The organism is Oryzicola mucosus, assembly GCF_014534685.1.
Lineage (GTDB): Bacteria > Pseudomonadota > Alphaproteobacteria > Rhizobiales > Rhizobiaceae > Oryzicola > Oryzicola mucosus.
Window position 1 is genome coordinate 314,009 of record NZ_JACVVX010000004.1, and the last position, 13,639, is coordinate 327,647.

The following is a 13,639-nucleotide window of genomic DNA, read 5'->3' on the forward strand; positions in this document are numbered from 1 at the left end:
GAGACCAAAAATTAAAATGAACAAGAATAATGACATGCCGCGATCGACGAGCCGTCGCGGCTTTCTGAATCTGGCGGCGGCCGGCGCTGCCGGCTTGGCGTTGTCCGCATGCACCTCCTTCGGTTCACGCTATTCCTTCAACCAGCCACCCCCGCCGCCGATCCAACCTGCGATCGATCCGCAACTTGCCAGCTACGCTTCAATGTATGGCCCGGTATTCGATGGCGGTTTCGAAGTGCCCGGCATTCCCATCGAGAAAATTCCGCCGCAGTTCCTGCGCCAGATGGTCCAGGACCCGACGGGCGAGCGCCCCGGCACCATCGTGGTCGACGTCTCCCAGCATTATCTCTATCTCGTGCGCGAAGGCGGACAGGCGATGCGCTATGGCGTTGGTCTCGGCCGCGCCGGCTTCGAATGGTCAGGCCGCGCCGTCATCCAGTGGAAGCGCGCATGGCCGACCTGGACGCCGCCGGATGAGATGATCGCCCGCCAGCCGGAACTTGAGAAATACAGCGTCCGCAATGGCGGCATGGCGCCCGGCCTGCAGAACCCGCTCGGCGCGCGTGCGCTCTACATCTTCCAGAACAATGAAGACACGCTCTATCGCCTGCATGGCTCGCCGGAATGGTGGTCCATCGGCAAGTCGGTGTCGTCGGGCTGCGTGCGCCTGATGAACCAGGACATCATGGATCTCTACGACCGCGTTCCGAACAAGACGCCGATCGTCGTGACCAACGGCGTCGGCATGGCTTGAGCGAAGCGCTCTTATCGACCGCGAAAGGCTGTGGCTGATGCCGCAGCCTTTTTGCATTTGAGGCTTAGCGTTTTCGCCTCAGGCTTCCCAGTATACCCCGCACCAGTTCACGGCCGAGCGTCGTTCCCACCGAGCGCACCACGGATTTGATCGCGGCTTCGGTTGCAGTCTGACGGGTCGATGTCCTCGGCGCGGGCGCCTGGCGGCGCTGCGTGGTCGGCTGCTGGGAGCCTCCGCCACCGTTGCCGAAGTCCGGCAAGGTCCAGCCACCGCCACCGCTTTGCGTCGTGGTCTGCTGCGGCTGGGCTTGTGCCTGCTGGGCATCCTGCGCCCGCTTCTGCAGCATCTCGAAGGCCGATTCGCGGTCGACCGTCTGGTCGTACTGACCCGCTACCGGGCTCAGGCTCATGATCGTCTTGCGCTCTTCCGGGCTGATCGCGCCGAGGCGGCCGGCCGGTGGGCGGATCAGCGTGCGCTGGACCATTGCCGGAACGCCCTTGTTTTCGAGCATCGACACCAGCGCCTCGCCGGTGCCCAGTTGGGTGATGGCTGTAGCGCAATCGAAGTCCGGATTCGGACGAAACGTATCCGCCGCCGTCTTAACGGCCTTTTGCTCGCGCGGCGTGTATGCGCGCAGCGCGTGCTGCACCCGGTTGCCGAGCTGGGCCAGGACGGTTTCGGGGATATCGAGCGGATTCTGCGTGACGAAGAACACGCCGACGCCTTTGGAGCGGATGAGGCGGACAACTTGCTCGACCCGGTCGACCAGCGCCTTGGGCGCTTCGTCGAACAGCAAATGCGCTTCGTCGAAGAAGAACACCAGCTTGGGCCGGTCGATATCGCCGACCTCCGGCAGCACCTCGAACAGTTCGGACAAAAGCCAGAGCAGGAAGGTGGCGTAAAGCCTCGGATTCATCATCAGCTTGTCGGCGGCCAGAATGTTGATGGCGCCGCGGCCGTCGCGCGTGGTGCGCATGATGTCGGGGATTCTCAGCGCCGGCTCGCCGAAGAAATGGTTGCCGCCCTGCTGTTCGAGCACCAGCAGAGACCGCTGGATCGCGCCGACCGACGGCTTGGTGATGTTGCCATAGCGGCCGCTGATCTCGTCGGCGCGGCTGGCGATGTTGGCCAGAAGCGACTGCAGGTCCTTCATGTCGAGCAGCAGCAGGCCTTCCTCGTCGGCGATGCGGAAGGCGATGTTCATGATGCCTTCCTGCGCATCAGTGAGGTTCATCAGGCGCGACAAAAGCAGCGGCCCCATTTCGGAGACGGTGGCGCGGATCGGATGGCCCTGCTCGCCGAACAGATCCCAGAAGATGACCGGGAATTCGGCGAAGTCGTACGGGTCGAGCTTGATCGCCTCGGCGCGGGCAAGCAGGAAATCCTTGGGCTGTCCCATCATCGAGACGCCGGACAGATCGCCCTTGATGTCGGCGCAGAACACCGGCACGCCGGCCTGCGAAAAACCTTCCGCCAGGATCTGCAGGGTTACGGTCTTGCCTGTGCCGGTCGCACCGGTGACGAGCCCGTGGCGGTTGCCATATTTCAGCAGGAGTTCCTCGGCCTTCTGGTAGCTGTCATCCGGCCTGCGGCTGGCGCCGATGAAGATGGTCTCGTCCTGCGCCATGGTGGGTGCCTCCAGCAGTCGGTATCTTTATGCGGATCGTCCGCCCGGAAGGTATAAATTGGCTGGGTCTGCCCCACAACGGCAATTGACGGTTTCTTGCGCCACCCCCATCTTTCTGTTAAACTCAAGTTATAACATCGAGGTGAAGCCATGAACGTCACACTGCGCAAGATCGGAAATTCGGAAGGCGTCATCATCCCCAAGGAGGTTCTGGATCGCCAGAACCTGCGCGCCGGCGACACGCTGGAACTGACGGAGGATGTTAACGGCCTCAGCTTGAAGCCCACGGACGACGTGTTCGAGCGGCAGATGCAGGCTGCTCAGCAGTTCATGGACAAATACAAGGTTGCTCTTCAGAAACTTGCCGAATGAGCTGGGAGTTTCTGAGCCGGCGAACGGTTGAAGCCATGCATGCGGAGCAGCTTCGCAGGCATGGCGGCGCACAAGGGTTGCGTGACGAGAACGCCCTTGAGTCGGCGCTGGCGCGCGCCGAAAATAAGGCCGTGTATGGCGAGCCGACCGTCACCGATCTCGCCGCCGCGTATCTGTACGGATTGGCGAAAAACCATGCGTTTGTCGACGGAAACAAGAGAACGGCAATCGTTGCGGCCGGTACGTTTCTCATCGTCAACGGCTACTATCTGACTGTAGATGACGGCACATTGTACTTGTTCGTCATGAGTGTCGCAGCCGGCGAAATCGACGAGGCGGGCGCGGCGACATTCCTGCGCGACCATACGGTCAGGATCGAGACCTAAACGGTTTCTATCCCAACGATTTCCCATTCCTTGCCGTTGACGGTGGCGACATCGCCCACCGCCTTGCCGAACAGGGCGCGTGCCATGGGCGAGACGTGGGAGATGAGGCCCTTGGCGGCGTCGGCCTCATCCTCGCCGACAAGGGTCCAGCGCTTCCTCGCACCGTCCTCGTCTTCGATCGTGACCGCCATGCCGAAGCGGACAACGGCGCTGCCCTGCTCCGGAACCGATACTTCAGCCGTCTCCCGTCGCGACGACCAGTAGCGAAGGTCGCGCGAAATCCGCGCAATGCGTTCGCGGTCCGCCGAAGCTTCCGCCTTGGCCAGTTCCGCGCGCAACGCCGCAAGCTGTCCCTCGATCTGCTTGAGGCCAGAGCGGGTGACCAGATTGCGCTCGCTGCTGACCGGGCGCTCCCCGACATCGGAGATCGCGTTGTCGCTGTCTTCTTCGCGGGTGAAGGCTCTGCTCATGGCCTATAGTTAAGCTCGCCGCCCGGCTTGGCAAGCTCAGGCGAGCGCAGCACTTGGGCGTAGCGATCCCACATGGATGCCGTTCCAGTTCGTCATCTGGGGGTTCGAAACATCCGAGAGCTTGGATACCAACTCCCCATCTTTCGAAAACAGCTTTTGCAGGATCGCCGAAATGGCGACTTCGGCCGCCCTTCCCGCGCCGTCGTCGCATTTCAGCGCAATGCCCAGTCCCAGTTCGGGGAGTGCCGCGCAGTAGACGCCTTCCGCCCCGACCTTCACGAAAATGCGGCCCGGCGCCATGTCCATCAGCCGGGTATCGGCCCGGTCCGTTCCTGCGACCAGAAAGGGCTCGGCCATGCAGGCCTCGAGCAGGCGTCTTGCAGCCTTGGCGCGCTCCGGCCCGAAGCCTTGCCCCGTGACCATGCGGGCAAAGCCCAGCGCGAGACTGTCCAGCGGTACGGCATAGGTCGGGATCGAGCAGCCGTCGGTGCCGCGATTGGCTTCGCTGTGCTCGGCGCCGGTAACCTCCTGCATGGCCTGCCGCACCATGTCCTGAAACGGATGCGCCGCACCGACATAGCCATGCCGGTCGAGCCCTTCGTGGCAACAGGTGCAGAGGAAACCGGAATGCTTGCCCGAGCAATTGTTGTGCAGGGCGCTCGGTTCCGCACCGGTACGGGCCAGCGCCACCGTTGCCGACTGGCTCGTCGGCCAATGCGCGCCGCATTCCAGCGCGGTTTCGTCAAGGCCGGCCTTGGCCAGCATTGCGGCGGCAAGCTCGGCATGGCGCGGCTCGCCCGAATGCGAGGCGCAGGCAAGAGCCAGTTCGGCGTGTCCAAAGCCGTAGGCGTCCGCCGCGCCGGTCTCGACCAGCGGCAGCGCCTGGATCGCCTTGACGGCGGAGCGCGGAAAGACCGGACGGGCCGTGTCGCCGAGCGCCAAAACCACCTTGCCGGATGCATCCATCACCACGGCTGCGCCGCGATGGACGCTTTCGACCACATTGCCGCGCAGCATTTCGACAAGAACGGGATCGGTCATGGGGCCTCCTGAAAAAGTCCCGCATGGCGGGTCGGCTGTCTCATAGCCCTGGCAAGCCCGGACATAAAGTCTTCAGTTTTTGTTGATTGATCAGTCAATAAAAAATAAGCTGTCGTCTGGAGACCGGACAATGCCCAAAGTCGGAATGCAGCCATTGCGCCGCAAGGCGCTCATCGATGCGACGATCCTGGCGATCGGCGAACGCGGTTCGCTGGATGTGACCATGTCGGAAATCGCCGGCCGCGCCGGCGTGTCGTCGGCGCTGGCGCATCATTATTTCGGCGCCAAAGACGATCTGCTCGAGGCGACGATGCGCTATCTGCTGACGGAATTGAACGCGGATGCGCGGCTGGCGTTGCGCGCGGCACAAACACCGCTGCAGCGCGTCAGCGCTGTTGTGGCCGTCAACTTTTCTGAAAAGCAGTTCCGCTCCGAGACCATCGCCGCATGGCTGGCCTTCTATGTCGAGGCGCAGAAATCGCAGGCCCTGCGGCGCCTGCTGCGCGTCTATGCGCGGCGGCTGCATTCGAACCTCATGAGCGGCCTTGCGCCTTTGTTGCCGCCTGCCCAGGCCGAACGCGCCGCCGAAACCATCGCAGCTCTTATCGACGGACTCTATATCCGCCGCGCCCTGCGCGACGGGTTGCCCGATGCCGCAACCGCCGCGGCCCTCGTGGAGGCCTATCTGGCCAACCTGCCGCTCGGCACGAAAGGACGCGCATGATCGAAGCGGATTTCGTCATCGTCGGCTCGGGCTCGGCCGGCTCAGCCGCCGCCTATCGCCTTTCGGAAGACGGCAAACACTCCGTCGTCGTGATCGAATATGGCGGCACGGATTTCGGCCCCTTGATCCAGATGCCGTCGGCTCTGTCGATCCCGCTCAACATGCGGCGCTACGATTGGGGTTTTTCCAGCGAGCCCGAACCGCATCTCGGCGGCCGCGTGCTCGCCACCCCGCGCGGCAAGGTGCTGGGCGGGTCGTCGTCCATCAACGGCATGGTCTATGTGCGCGGCCATGCCCACGACTTCGACCATTGGGCCGAACAGGGCGCCACCGGCTGGAGCTATGCCGATGTGCTGCCCTACTTCAAGCGCATGGAGAACTCGGCCGGCGGCGAGCCGGGCTGGCGGGGCACGAACGGCCCGCTGCATGTCCAGCGCGGACCGCTGGTCAATCCGCTCTACACGGCTTTCCGGGAAGCCGGCCGGCAAGCCGGCTTCGAGCTGACCGACGACTATAACGGCTCCAAGCAGGAAGGTTTTGGGCCGATGGAGCAGACCATCCATCGCGGCCGCCGTTGGTCGGTGGCCAATGCCTATCTGCGTCCTGCCCTCAAGCGGCGGAATATGAGTCTCGTCAAAGGCTTCGCGCGACGGGTGATCATCGAGAATCAACGCGCCACCGGCGTCGAGATCGACGTTAACGGATCGATTCAAGTGGTTAAGGCAAGACGTGAGGTCGTGCTTGCCGCATCCTCCATCAACTCGCCGAAAATCCTGATGCTGTCGGGCATCGGCCCCGCGGCGCATCTTCATGAACATGGCATCGAAGTGATCGCAGACCGGCCCGGCGTCGGCGCCAATCTGCAGGACCATCTCGAGCTCTACATCCAGCAGGAATCGCTGCAGCCGATCACGCTGCATTCGGTGCTCAACCCATTCTCCAAGGCCCTGATCGGCCTGCGCTGGCTTTTGTTCAAGAACGGCCTCGGCGCCACCAACCATTTCGAGGCAGCCGCCTTCCTGCGTTCCGCGGCCGGCGTCAAATACCCCGACATACAGTATCATTTCCTCCCGGCGGCGATCCGCTATGACGGCAAGGCAGCGGCCAAGACGCATGGCTTCCAGGCGCATGTCGGGCCGATGCGGTCGAAGTCGCGCGGCTCAGTCACGCTGCGCTCGTCCAGCCCGCGCGATACGCCGGTGATCCGCTTCAACTACATGGCGCATGAGGACGACTGGCGCGATTTCCGCCACTGCATCCGGCTCACGCGCGAGATCTTCGGCCAGGCGGCCTTCGATCCCTATCGCGGCAAGGAAATCTCGCCCGGCTCAAATGTGCAATCCGACGCCGAACTCGACGCCTTCATCCGCGAGCATGCCGAGAGCGCCTATCACCCTTGCGGCACCTGCCGCATGGGCCGGGCCGACGATCCCAACGCAGTGGTCGATCCCGAACTGCGGGTGATCGGCGTCGAGGGCCTGCGGGTCGCGGATTCCTCGATCTTCCCGCGTGTTACAAACGGCAATCTCAACGGTCCGTCGATCATGACCGGGGAGAAGGCAGCAGACCATATTCTCGGGCGGACGCCGCTTGCGCCGTCCAATCAGGAACCGTGGATCAATCCGCGCTGGCGCCTGTCCGACCGATAGAGCATCATCGCCGCAACAGCATTTCAAAGACGGAGCGCCGCCATGCGTGCCCAACCCAAGGCATCCCATTACATCAACGGTCGCTATGTCGAAGACCAGGGCGGCCCGGCGCTGTCCGTCACCTATCCCGCCACGGGCGAGCAGATCGCCGCGCTGCATGGCGCGACGCCGAACATCCTCGAACTTGCCGTGGCGTCCGCGCGCGAGGCGCAGCCCGCCTGGGCGCGGCTCAAACCGGTCGAGCGCGGCCGCATCCTGCGCCGGGCCTCCGACATCCTGCGCGCGCGCAACGAGGAGCTTTCCCGGCTGGAAACGCTCGACACCGGCAAGCCGATCCAGGAAACGCTGGTCGCCGACGCCGCCTCCGCGGCCGATGCGCTGGAATTCTTCGCCGGCGCCATCGGCGCCTATAATGGCGAATATATCGATCTCGGCGGTCCCTTCGCCTACACCCGCCGCGAACCGCTCGGCATCTGCGTCGGCATCGGTGCGTGGAACTATCCGATCCAGATCGCCGGCTGGAAGTCCGCGCCCGCGCTTGCCATGGGCAATGCGATGATCTTCAAGCCCTCGGAAAACACACCGCTTTCGGCCCTGGCGCTGGCCGAAATCTACACCGAGGCCGGATTGCCGGACGGGCTGTTCAATGTCGTGCAGGGCTTTGGCGATGTCGGCGCCGCTCTTGCGAGCCATGAAGCCGTCGACAAGGTTTCCGTAACCGGCTCGGTCGCCACCGGCAAGAAGGTGCTCGCGCTCGCCGGCGGACATATGAAGCACGCGACGATGGAACTGGGCGGCAAGTCGCCGATCGTCATCTTCGACGATGCCGACCTGGAAAACGCGATTGGCGGTGCGATGCTCGGCAATTTCTATTCGAGCGGACAGGTCTGCTCGAACGGCACGCGGGTCTTCGTGCAGAAGGTCCTGCATGACCGCTTTGTCGAACGCCTCGTCGAGCGTGCCAAAACCATCAGGCTGGGCGATCCGCTCGATCCGGAAACCCAGATGGGACCGCTGGTCAACAAGGCACAGCATGAGAAGGTGCTGGGCTATATCGAGATCGGCAAGTCGGAAGGCGCGACACTGGCCCTGGGTGGCAGCGTACCCTCGATGCAGGGCTTCGATGGCGGGCTGTTTATCGAACCGACGATCTTCACCGGCGTCACCGACACCATGCGCATCGCGCGCGAGGAAATCTTCGGACCGGTGATGAGCGTTCTGTCCTTCGACGACGAGGACGAGGTGATCGAGCGCGCCAACGATACGCCCTTCGGCCTGGCAGCCGGCGTCTTCACAAAAGACCTGCCGCGCGCCCATCGCGTGATCGGGCAGATCAAGGCCGGCACTTGCTGGATCAACGCCTACAATCTGACGCCGGTGGAAATGCCGTTCGGCGGCATGAAGCAGTCCGGCATCGGCCGCGAAAACGCGCTCGCCGCGCTCTGCCACTACTCCCAGGTCAAGACCGTCTATGTCGAGACCGGCAATGTCGAGAGCCCTTACTGAGCGGGTTCTGTCCGGTCCAGATACTGGGTCAGCGCATAGACGAGATGGTAAAGGATGCTGGCCGGCACATCGGTCGCCAGCGAGCGGCCGCGCTCATCGATGCGGTCGATCCATAAACCTGTCGGCGCGGGGTCGATGTGCCAGCGGAACAGCCGGCCGACGCGCTCCTCGACCTCCGGTTTGAGATCAGGACCGCCCGAGCCGTCGAGCGCAATCGCCGCCTTCACCGCTTCGGCCTGCGGCCAGCTGCGCGAGACGCGATCCAGGGGCAGTCCCTGACGAGAAACGGCGCCATAGGCCAGACCGGTTGCGCGGTTCAGGCCGTTGGCGATGGCAGACGCATAGAGCTTTCGGGCGAAGGGAACGAGTTCCCGCTGCCCGCTCTTGCCGGCGAAATCGACCAGCAACGAGGCCCATTCGAAATGATGGCCGGGTTCGGTCCAGCTGCCCTTTTCGCCGGTGGCCGGCTTCCAGTCGGCATCGAAGAATTCGCCCAAGGTCCAGCTGTCGGTGTCGAAGAAATGGGTACGGAACAGATCGATGATCCGTGCCGCGCGGCGCAGATGCGTGCGGTCGCCCGTCGCGGCGTTCCAGGCCAGGAAGGCCTCGAGAAGATGCATATGCGGATTCGAGCGGCGTTCGCCCTTCCCTTCGGAGGTCTCCAGAAATCCGGTCATCCGCTGGTCTTCGAGGTGGCTGTCGAGAAAGGCGAAGGTCTCTTCGGCCAGGCCCAGCGCGTCGGGATTGCCGCACATATGCGCATGCGCCAGCGCCAGCAGCACGCAGGAATGGTCGTAGGCGTCCTCGGTGGCATCGGCGACGCTGCCATCGACATTGAAGGTTCTGGCCCAGCCGCCGTCGGGCGTGCGCCCGCCCTTCATGAAATCCAGGCCATGGGCGATCAGTTCATCGGCAGGACCGTCCCAGCCACGCACTTTGGCGACCGCGAAGGCGTAGACCTGGCGCGCCATGGTCCGCATGCGCTTCTGCCGCACCATCGGCGTGGCATCCAAGGCGAGCGCCTCGTGGAATCCACCATAAACACGGTCGACACCAACCGTCGACCACAGCGGCAGCGTCTCATTGATCAGCCAATGCTGGACGCGGTTGCGCCATGCCCCGCTGACCAGCACGCGGTCGTGCGCGGGCGTATATTTGGTCTCGATGCGGCCGCTGCGCTCAAGCTGCTCGACCACCTTCTTGACGTTCTGGCTGTGGCTGACGGGGGCTACGAAGGTCGCATCCGCCGTGGCCACCACGGCCATGTCCTTGAGCCCGACCGCCGAAAGCAACCGGCCATCGCTGCGCAAATAGGAGTTCTCGCAATCGATGGCGACCACGTCACCCAGAATGACGTTTCCCGCACCGTCGGAGCGGCTGACCGAAAGCAGCGACTGCCACGAGCCGAGATCGTTCCAGCGGAAGCTCGCCGGCACCATGGCGATGCCGCTTGCCCTTTCCATGATGGCATAGTCGATCGAGATCGAGGGGATAGCCGCGTAAAGCTCCGCCGGCATGTAGAGCCCCGACAGGTCGTTGGTGGACGCCCTGAATGCCGCTTCGGTGGTTGACCAGATTTCCGGCTGGAATTTCAGGAAGGCGTCGCGCATCGCGCCTGCACGGAACAGGAAGATACCGGTATTCCAGAAGAACGTGCCCGCCTGCAGATAAGCCTCGGCGGTCTGCAGATCGGGCTTTTCAACGAAGCGCGCGACCTCCGCCACCCCGTTGGGATCGGTGCTGCCGACCTCGATATAACCATAGCCGGTTTCCGGCACGGTGGGCCGGATGCCGAACACGACGAGGCGCCCATCGACCGCTGCCGGCACGCCGCGTTCGATAGTGTCCCAGAATTGCCGGTCGGTCGAAATCTCATGATCGGAGGGCACGACCAGCACAACCTCGTCGCCGAATTTTTCCAATGTCTGAAGTGTAGCAAGCGCGACCGCGGCGGCCGTGTTGCGACCGGAAGGCTCAAACAGCGCTCCGCCACCCGACAGGTTGAAGCCGGCGAGGTCGGCGCTGACGCGCAGCGCGTGCCGCTCCGACGCAATCAGGTAGACCGGCGTCTCGCCTTCCGCCCGCGCCACCAGACGCCGCAGCGTCTTGGTCAGCATCGAGCCGTCGCCAGCCAGATCGTGGAACTGCTTGGGGTTGTCCTCGCGCGAAAGCGGCCAGAGACGGGACCCGATCCCGCCGCTCATGACGAAACTGACGATGCGCGCAGCCATGCCGGATGCCCTCAGAAGGTCTGGTTGTAAGGGCCGATGCCTGGATGGCGCCGGATCATGGCGTCGACCGCTTCGAACATCTCGCGCCGTCGTTCGGACGAGACCGGGCTTTCCACCACCACGACCAATTCCGGTTTGTTGGACGATGCACGGACCAGCCCCCAGGTTCCGTCCTCGGCCACCACGCGCACGCCATTGACGGTGATCAGCTTGGCGATGCCCTGCCCCGCGAAGCTTTCGCCGGCTGCCTTCATCGCCTGGAACTCGGCGATGATCTTATCGACCACGCCATATTTGGTCTCGTCGGAGCAATGCGGCGACATGGTCGGCGTGCCATAGGTCAGCGGCAGGGCGCGATAAAGATCGGCCATGGACTTGCCGGGGCTGCGGTCGAGCATGCGGCAGATCGCGACCGCCGTGACGAGGCCGTCGTCATAGCCGCGGCCGATGGGCGGGTTGAAGAAATAATGGCCGGATTTCTCGAAGCCGGCTATGGCGCCCAGCTCATGCACCCGGCGCTTCATATAGGAGTGGCCGGTCTTCCAGTAGTCGGTGCGCGCACCCGTCGCCAAAAGCTCCGCATCGGTATCGTACAGGCCGGTCGACTTCACATCGACCACGAAGGTGGAGTTGGGATGCGCCTTGCCGATGTCGCGGGCGAGCATGACGCCGACCTTGTCGGCGAATATCTCGTTGCCCTCGTTGTCGACCACGCCGCAGCGATCGCCGTCACCGTCGAAACCGAGACCGACATCCGCCCCGGTTTCCAGAACCTTGTCGCGGATGGCATGCAGCATCGCCATGTCTTCGGGGTTGGGATTGTAACGCGGGAAGCTGTGGTCGAGCTCGGCGTCAAGCGGAATGACCTCGCAACCGATGCGCCGCAACGCCTCAGGCGCGAAGGCGCCGGCCGTGCCGTTGCCGCAGGCGGCTACAACCTTGAGCCTGCGCCCAATGGAAATGCCCGCCGTCACATCGGCGAGATAGGTCTCGCGGAAGCCTTCGACCGACGTATAGGTGCCGCCGCCGATGAGTTCGAAATCGCCGTCGAGCACGATTGTCTTCAGTGCCGACATCTCGTCCGGCCCGAAGGTCAGCGGGCGCGCCGCGCCCATCTTGACGCCGGTCCAACCGTTCTCGTTGTGCGAGGCGGTGACCATGGCCACCGATTGTGTGTCGAGCGCGAACTGCGCGAAATAGGCCATGGGCGACAGCGCCAGGCCGATATCCCTGACCCTGGCGCCCGCAGCCAGCAGTCCGGACACGAGCGCCAGCTTGATCGACAGCGAGTAGGAGCGGAAATCGTGGCCAGTGACGATTTCGGGGCCTGCACCCAGCCTGCGGATCAGCGTGCCGATGCCCATGCCCAGCGCCTGCACGCCCAGAAGGTTGAGTTCCGGCGTCTTATCGGAGCCGGGATAGCCGAACCACCAGCGCGCATCGTATTCGCGAAAGCCCGTCGGCTTGACCAGCGCGCGGGTTTCGAACTCGAAACTGTTCGGCTTGGCTTCGTGCAGGGGTTTTGCGCTCAAGGCAGGCAGGCTCCAAAAAAACAGTCGTCCCCGCGATGTACGGAGATCAATGGCTTATATGCAGTCGAGGCCGATCTTGGAACTCAAAAATGTGGGTCCAGCCCTTGCGAAGCCATGCGGAAATTTACCCTCGAACTTGCACAGTTGCCGCTTGCGGGAAACCACCCTGCCGGTTATAAGCCCGCCACTGGTCACGGAGTGTAGCGCAGCCTGGTAGCGCACCTCGTTCGGGACGAGGGGGTCGCAGGTTCAAATCCTGCCACTCCGACCAGTTAAAAGGTCTTGCGCCTAGCATCGAGCGAAGCCGACTGTTCGGGAAAGCTTGTAAGTGTCGACAGGCGTGCCAGCCAAGACCTGTTTTTATCTGGCGGCGGACAAGAACTACTTTCCCTTTGCCTGCCTGGCTGCGCGCCGAATCCTCGACATCTCGCGCGATCCTCTTCCGGGCTTCATCCTGCATACAGCGATTTCCGATGCCGACAGAACGGCGGCGGTCTCGCTTCTCGGCGACCGGGTGTGTCTCTTGGATGTCTCGAATTTTTTGGACGGGCTTGCGCTCAATTATGACGGGCGGATCACTAAGGCCGCCTACCTGCGGCTCTTCGTCGATCTGGTGCCCGATTTCGTGCCCTATGAACGCATCGTCTATCTCGACTGCGACATCCTCATGAACCGCGACCCCTTGGCGCTTGCGACTGCCGAGATGAACCTGCCGCTCCTGGCAGCGCACGATCTGCCGTCCTATTACGATCTGCGCTACCGTGATCGGCTGTCGTTGAACCCCGGCGCTCCGTATTTCAATTCAGGTCTTCTGGTCATGGACCTCGTTGCGGTGCGCGAGATGGGTCTTCTGGAAAAGGCCCGCAACTTCGCCGAAGAATACCCCGAACGCTGCCTCCAGCACGATCAGGACGCGCTCAATGTCGCTTTCGAAGGGAAATGGCAGACGCTGCATCCGCAGTGGAACGTGATGACGAACCTGCACTGGATGCCGCCTTTCGCCACCGCCTACGCCCGGCATTTCAGCGGGCAGAAACCGTGGCGCTCAAGGCCGACCGGTGTGGAGAAGCCGGCGTTTGAAATCTATCGGGCGCTGTCGGAACCGACGCCGTGGCGCGACCGGTTCGACCGCAGCTACAATCCGCGCAGCATCAATCTTTTTCTCAAGGCGCTGGAGCGTCGGCTGAATGCCGCCACAGCCCGTATCACGGGCAATCAGCGCAGCCTGCGGAAAGCCCGGCTCGACCGGCGGTTGCCCGAGATCATGAAGACTTTCGCGGACCACGCCGACAACAATCTTCCTGCCGTCGAATGGCCGGAAAAACTCATCGGCGTCGCCTGAGCCGC

12 protein-coding genes and 1 tRNA gene are annotated in these 13,639 nt (G+C 63.4%); 8 read left to right on the forward strand and 5 right to left on the reverse strand.

Going from position 1 to position 13,639, the window contains the following annotated elements:
- Positions 1 to 16: 16 nt before the first annotated feature.
- Positions 17 to 754: a L,D-transpeptidase gene (locus ICI42_RS14880; RefSeq protein ID WP_188165364.1), complete on the forward strand. Its 738-nt coding sequence runs from the start codon at positions 17 to 19 to the stop codon at positions 752 to 754.
- A gap of 64 nt (positions 755 to 818) precedes the next feature.
- On the opposite strand, the gene ICI42_RS14885 is transcribed toward ICI42_RS14880, so the two are convergent.
- On the reverse strand, positions 819 to 2,381 hold the full coding sequence (locus ICI42_RS14885; protein ID WP_188165365.1) for a helicase HerA-like C-terminal domain-containing protein: 1,563 nt from the start codon (positions 2,379 to 2,381) through the stop codon (positions 819 to 821).
- 150 nt (positions 2,382 to 2,531) lie between these two features.
- Here ICI42_RS14885 and ICI42_RS14890 point away from each other — a divergent pair, with 150 nt between their 5' ends.
- Both ICI42_RS14890 and ICI42_RS14895 read left to right on the forward strand, forming a co-directional pair.
- A complete protein-coding gene (locus ICI42_RS14890) occupies positions 2,532 to 2,753 on the forward strand; it encodes an AbrB/MazE/SpoVT family DNA-binding domain-containing protein (protein ID WP_188165366.1) in 222 nt (73 codons plus the stop codon).
- Positions 2,750 to 3,139 (forward strand): type II toxin-antitoxin system death-on-curing family toxin, encoded by a 390-nt coding sequence (locus tag ICI42_RS14895; protein WP_188165367.1) that lies wholly within the window; start codon positions 2,750 to 2,752, stop codon positions 3,137 to 3,139. Before ICI42_RS14890 ends, ICI42_RS14895 begins: the two co-directional genes overlap by 4 nt.
- Here ICI42_RS14895 and ICI42_RS14900 read toward each other — a convergent pair.
- Together ICI42_RS14900 and ICI42_RS14905 are read right to left on the reverse strand one after the other, a co-directional pair.
- A complete protein-coding gene (locus ICI42_RS14900) occupies positions 3,136 to 3,609 on the reverse strand; it encodes a GreA/GreB family elongation factor (RefSeq protein ID WP_188165368.1) in 474 nt (157 codons plus the stop codon). The genes ICI42_RS14895 and ICI42_RS14900 overlap by 4 nt on opposite strands.
- Positions 3,610 to 3,645: 36 nt before the next feature.
- Positions 3,646 to 4,650 (reverse strand): asparaginase, encoded by a 1,005-nt coding sequence (locus ICI42_RS14905; RefSeq protein ID WP_188165369.1) that lies wholly within the window; start codon positions 4,648 to 4,650, stop codon positions 3,646 to 3,648.
- A 130-nt stretch (positions 4,651 to 4,780) separates the two neighbouring features.
- Between ICI42_RS14905 and betI the strand changes: the two genes are divergently transcribed.
- The 3 genes from betI to betB are packed head-to-tail and all read left to right on the forward strand — an operon-like array spanning position 4,781 to position 8,529.
- Positions 4,781 to 5,374 (forward strand): choline-binding transcriptional repressor BetI, encoded by a 594-nt coding sequence (betI, locus tag ICI42_RS14910; protein ID WP_188165370.1) that lies wholly within the window; start codon positions 4,781 to 4,783, stop codon positions 5,372 to 5,374.
- Positions 5,374 to 7,023, forward strand: a complete 1,650-nt coding sequence (gene betA, locus ICI42_RS14915; RefSeq protein WP_188165557.1) for a choline dehydrogenase — start codon at positions 5,374 to 5,376, stop codon at positions 7,021 to 7,023. The genes betI and betA overlap by 1 nt, the downstream gene beginning before the upstream one ends.
- Positions 7,024 to 7,065: 42 nt before the next feature.
- On the forward strand, positions 7,066 to 8,529 hold the full coding sequence (gene betB / locus ICI42_RS14920) for a betaine-aldehyde dehydrogenase (protein ID WP_188165371.1): 1,464 nt from the start codon (positions 7,066 to 7,068) through the stop codon (positions 8,527 to 8,529).
- Here the strand turns inward: betB and ICI42_RS14925 are convergent.
- Together ICI42_RS14925 and ICI42_RS14930 are read right to left on the reverse strand one after the other, a co-directional pair.
- A complete protein-coding gene (locus ICI42_RS14925) occupies positions 8,523 to 10,760 on the reverse strand; it encodes an AGE family epimerase/isomerase (protein ID WP_188165372.1) in 2,238 nt (745 codons plus the stop codon). The two genes, betB and ICI42_RS14925, sit on opposite strands and share 7 nt — an antisense overlap.
- Before the next feature lie 11 nt (positions 10,761 to 10,771).
- Positions 10,772 to 12,292 carry a phosphomannomutase/phosphoglucomutase gene (locus ICI42_RS14930; RefSeq protein WP_188165373.1) on the reverse strand — a complete coding sequence of 507 codons (1,521 nt, stop codon included), beginning with the start codon at positions 12,290 to 12,292 and terminating at the stop codon, positions 10,772 to 10,774.
- Positions 12,293 to 12,486: 194 nt separating this feature from the next.
- On the opposite strand from ICI42_RS14930, the gene ICI42_RS14935 reads away from it, so the two are divergent.
- Both ICI42_RS14935 and ICI42_RS14940 read left to right on the forward strand, forming a co-directional pair.
- Positions 12,487 to 12,563, forward strand: a tRNA-Pro gene (locus tag ICI42_RS14935).
- A 57-nt stretch (positions 12,564 to 12,620) separates the two neighbouring features.
- Positions 12,621 to 13,634 carry a glycosyltransferase family 8 protein gene (locus ICI42_RS14940; RefSeq protein ID WP_188165374.1) on the forward strand — a complete coding sequence of 338 codons (1,014 nt, stop codon included), beginning with the start codon at positions 12,621 to 12,623 and terminating at the stop codon, positions 13,632 to 13,634.
- Positions 13,635 to 13,639 lie beyond the last annotated feature (5 nt).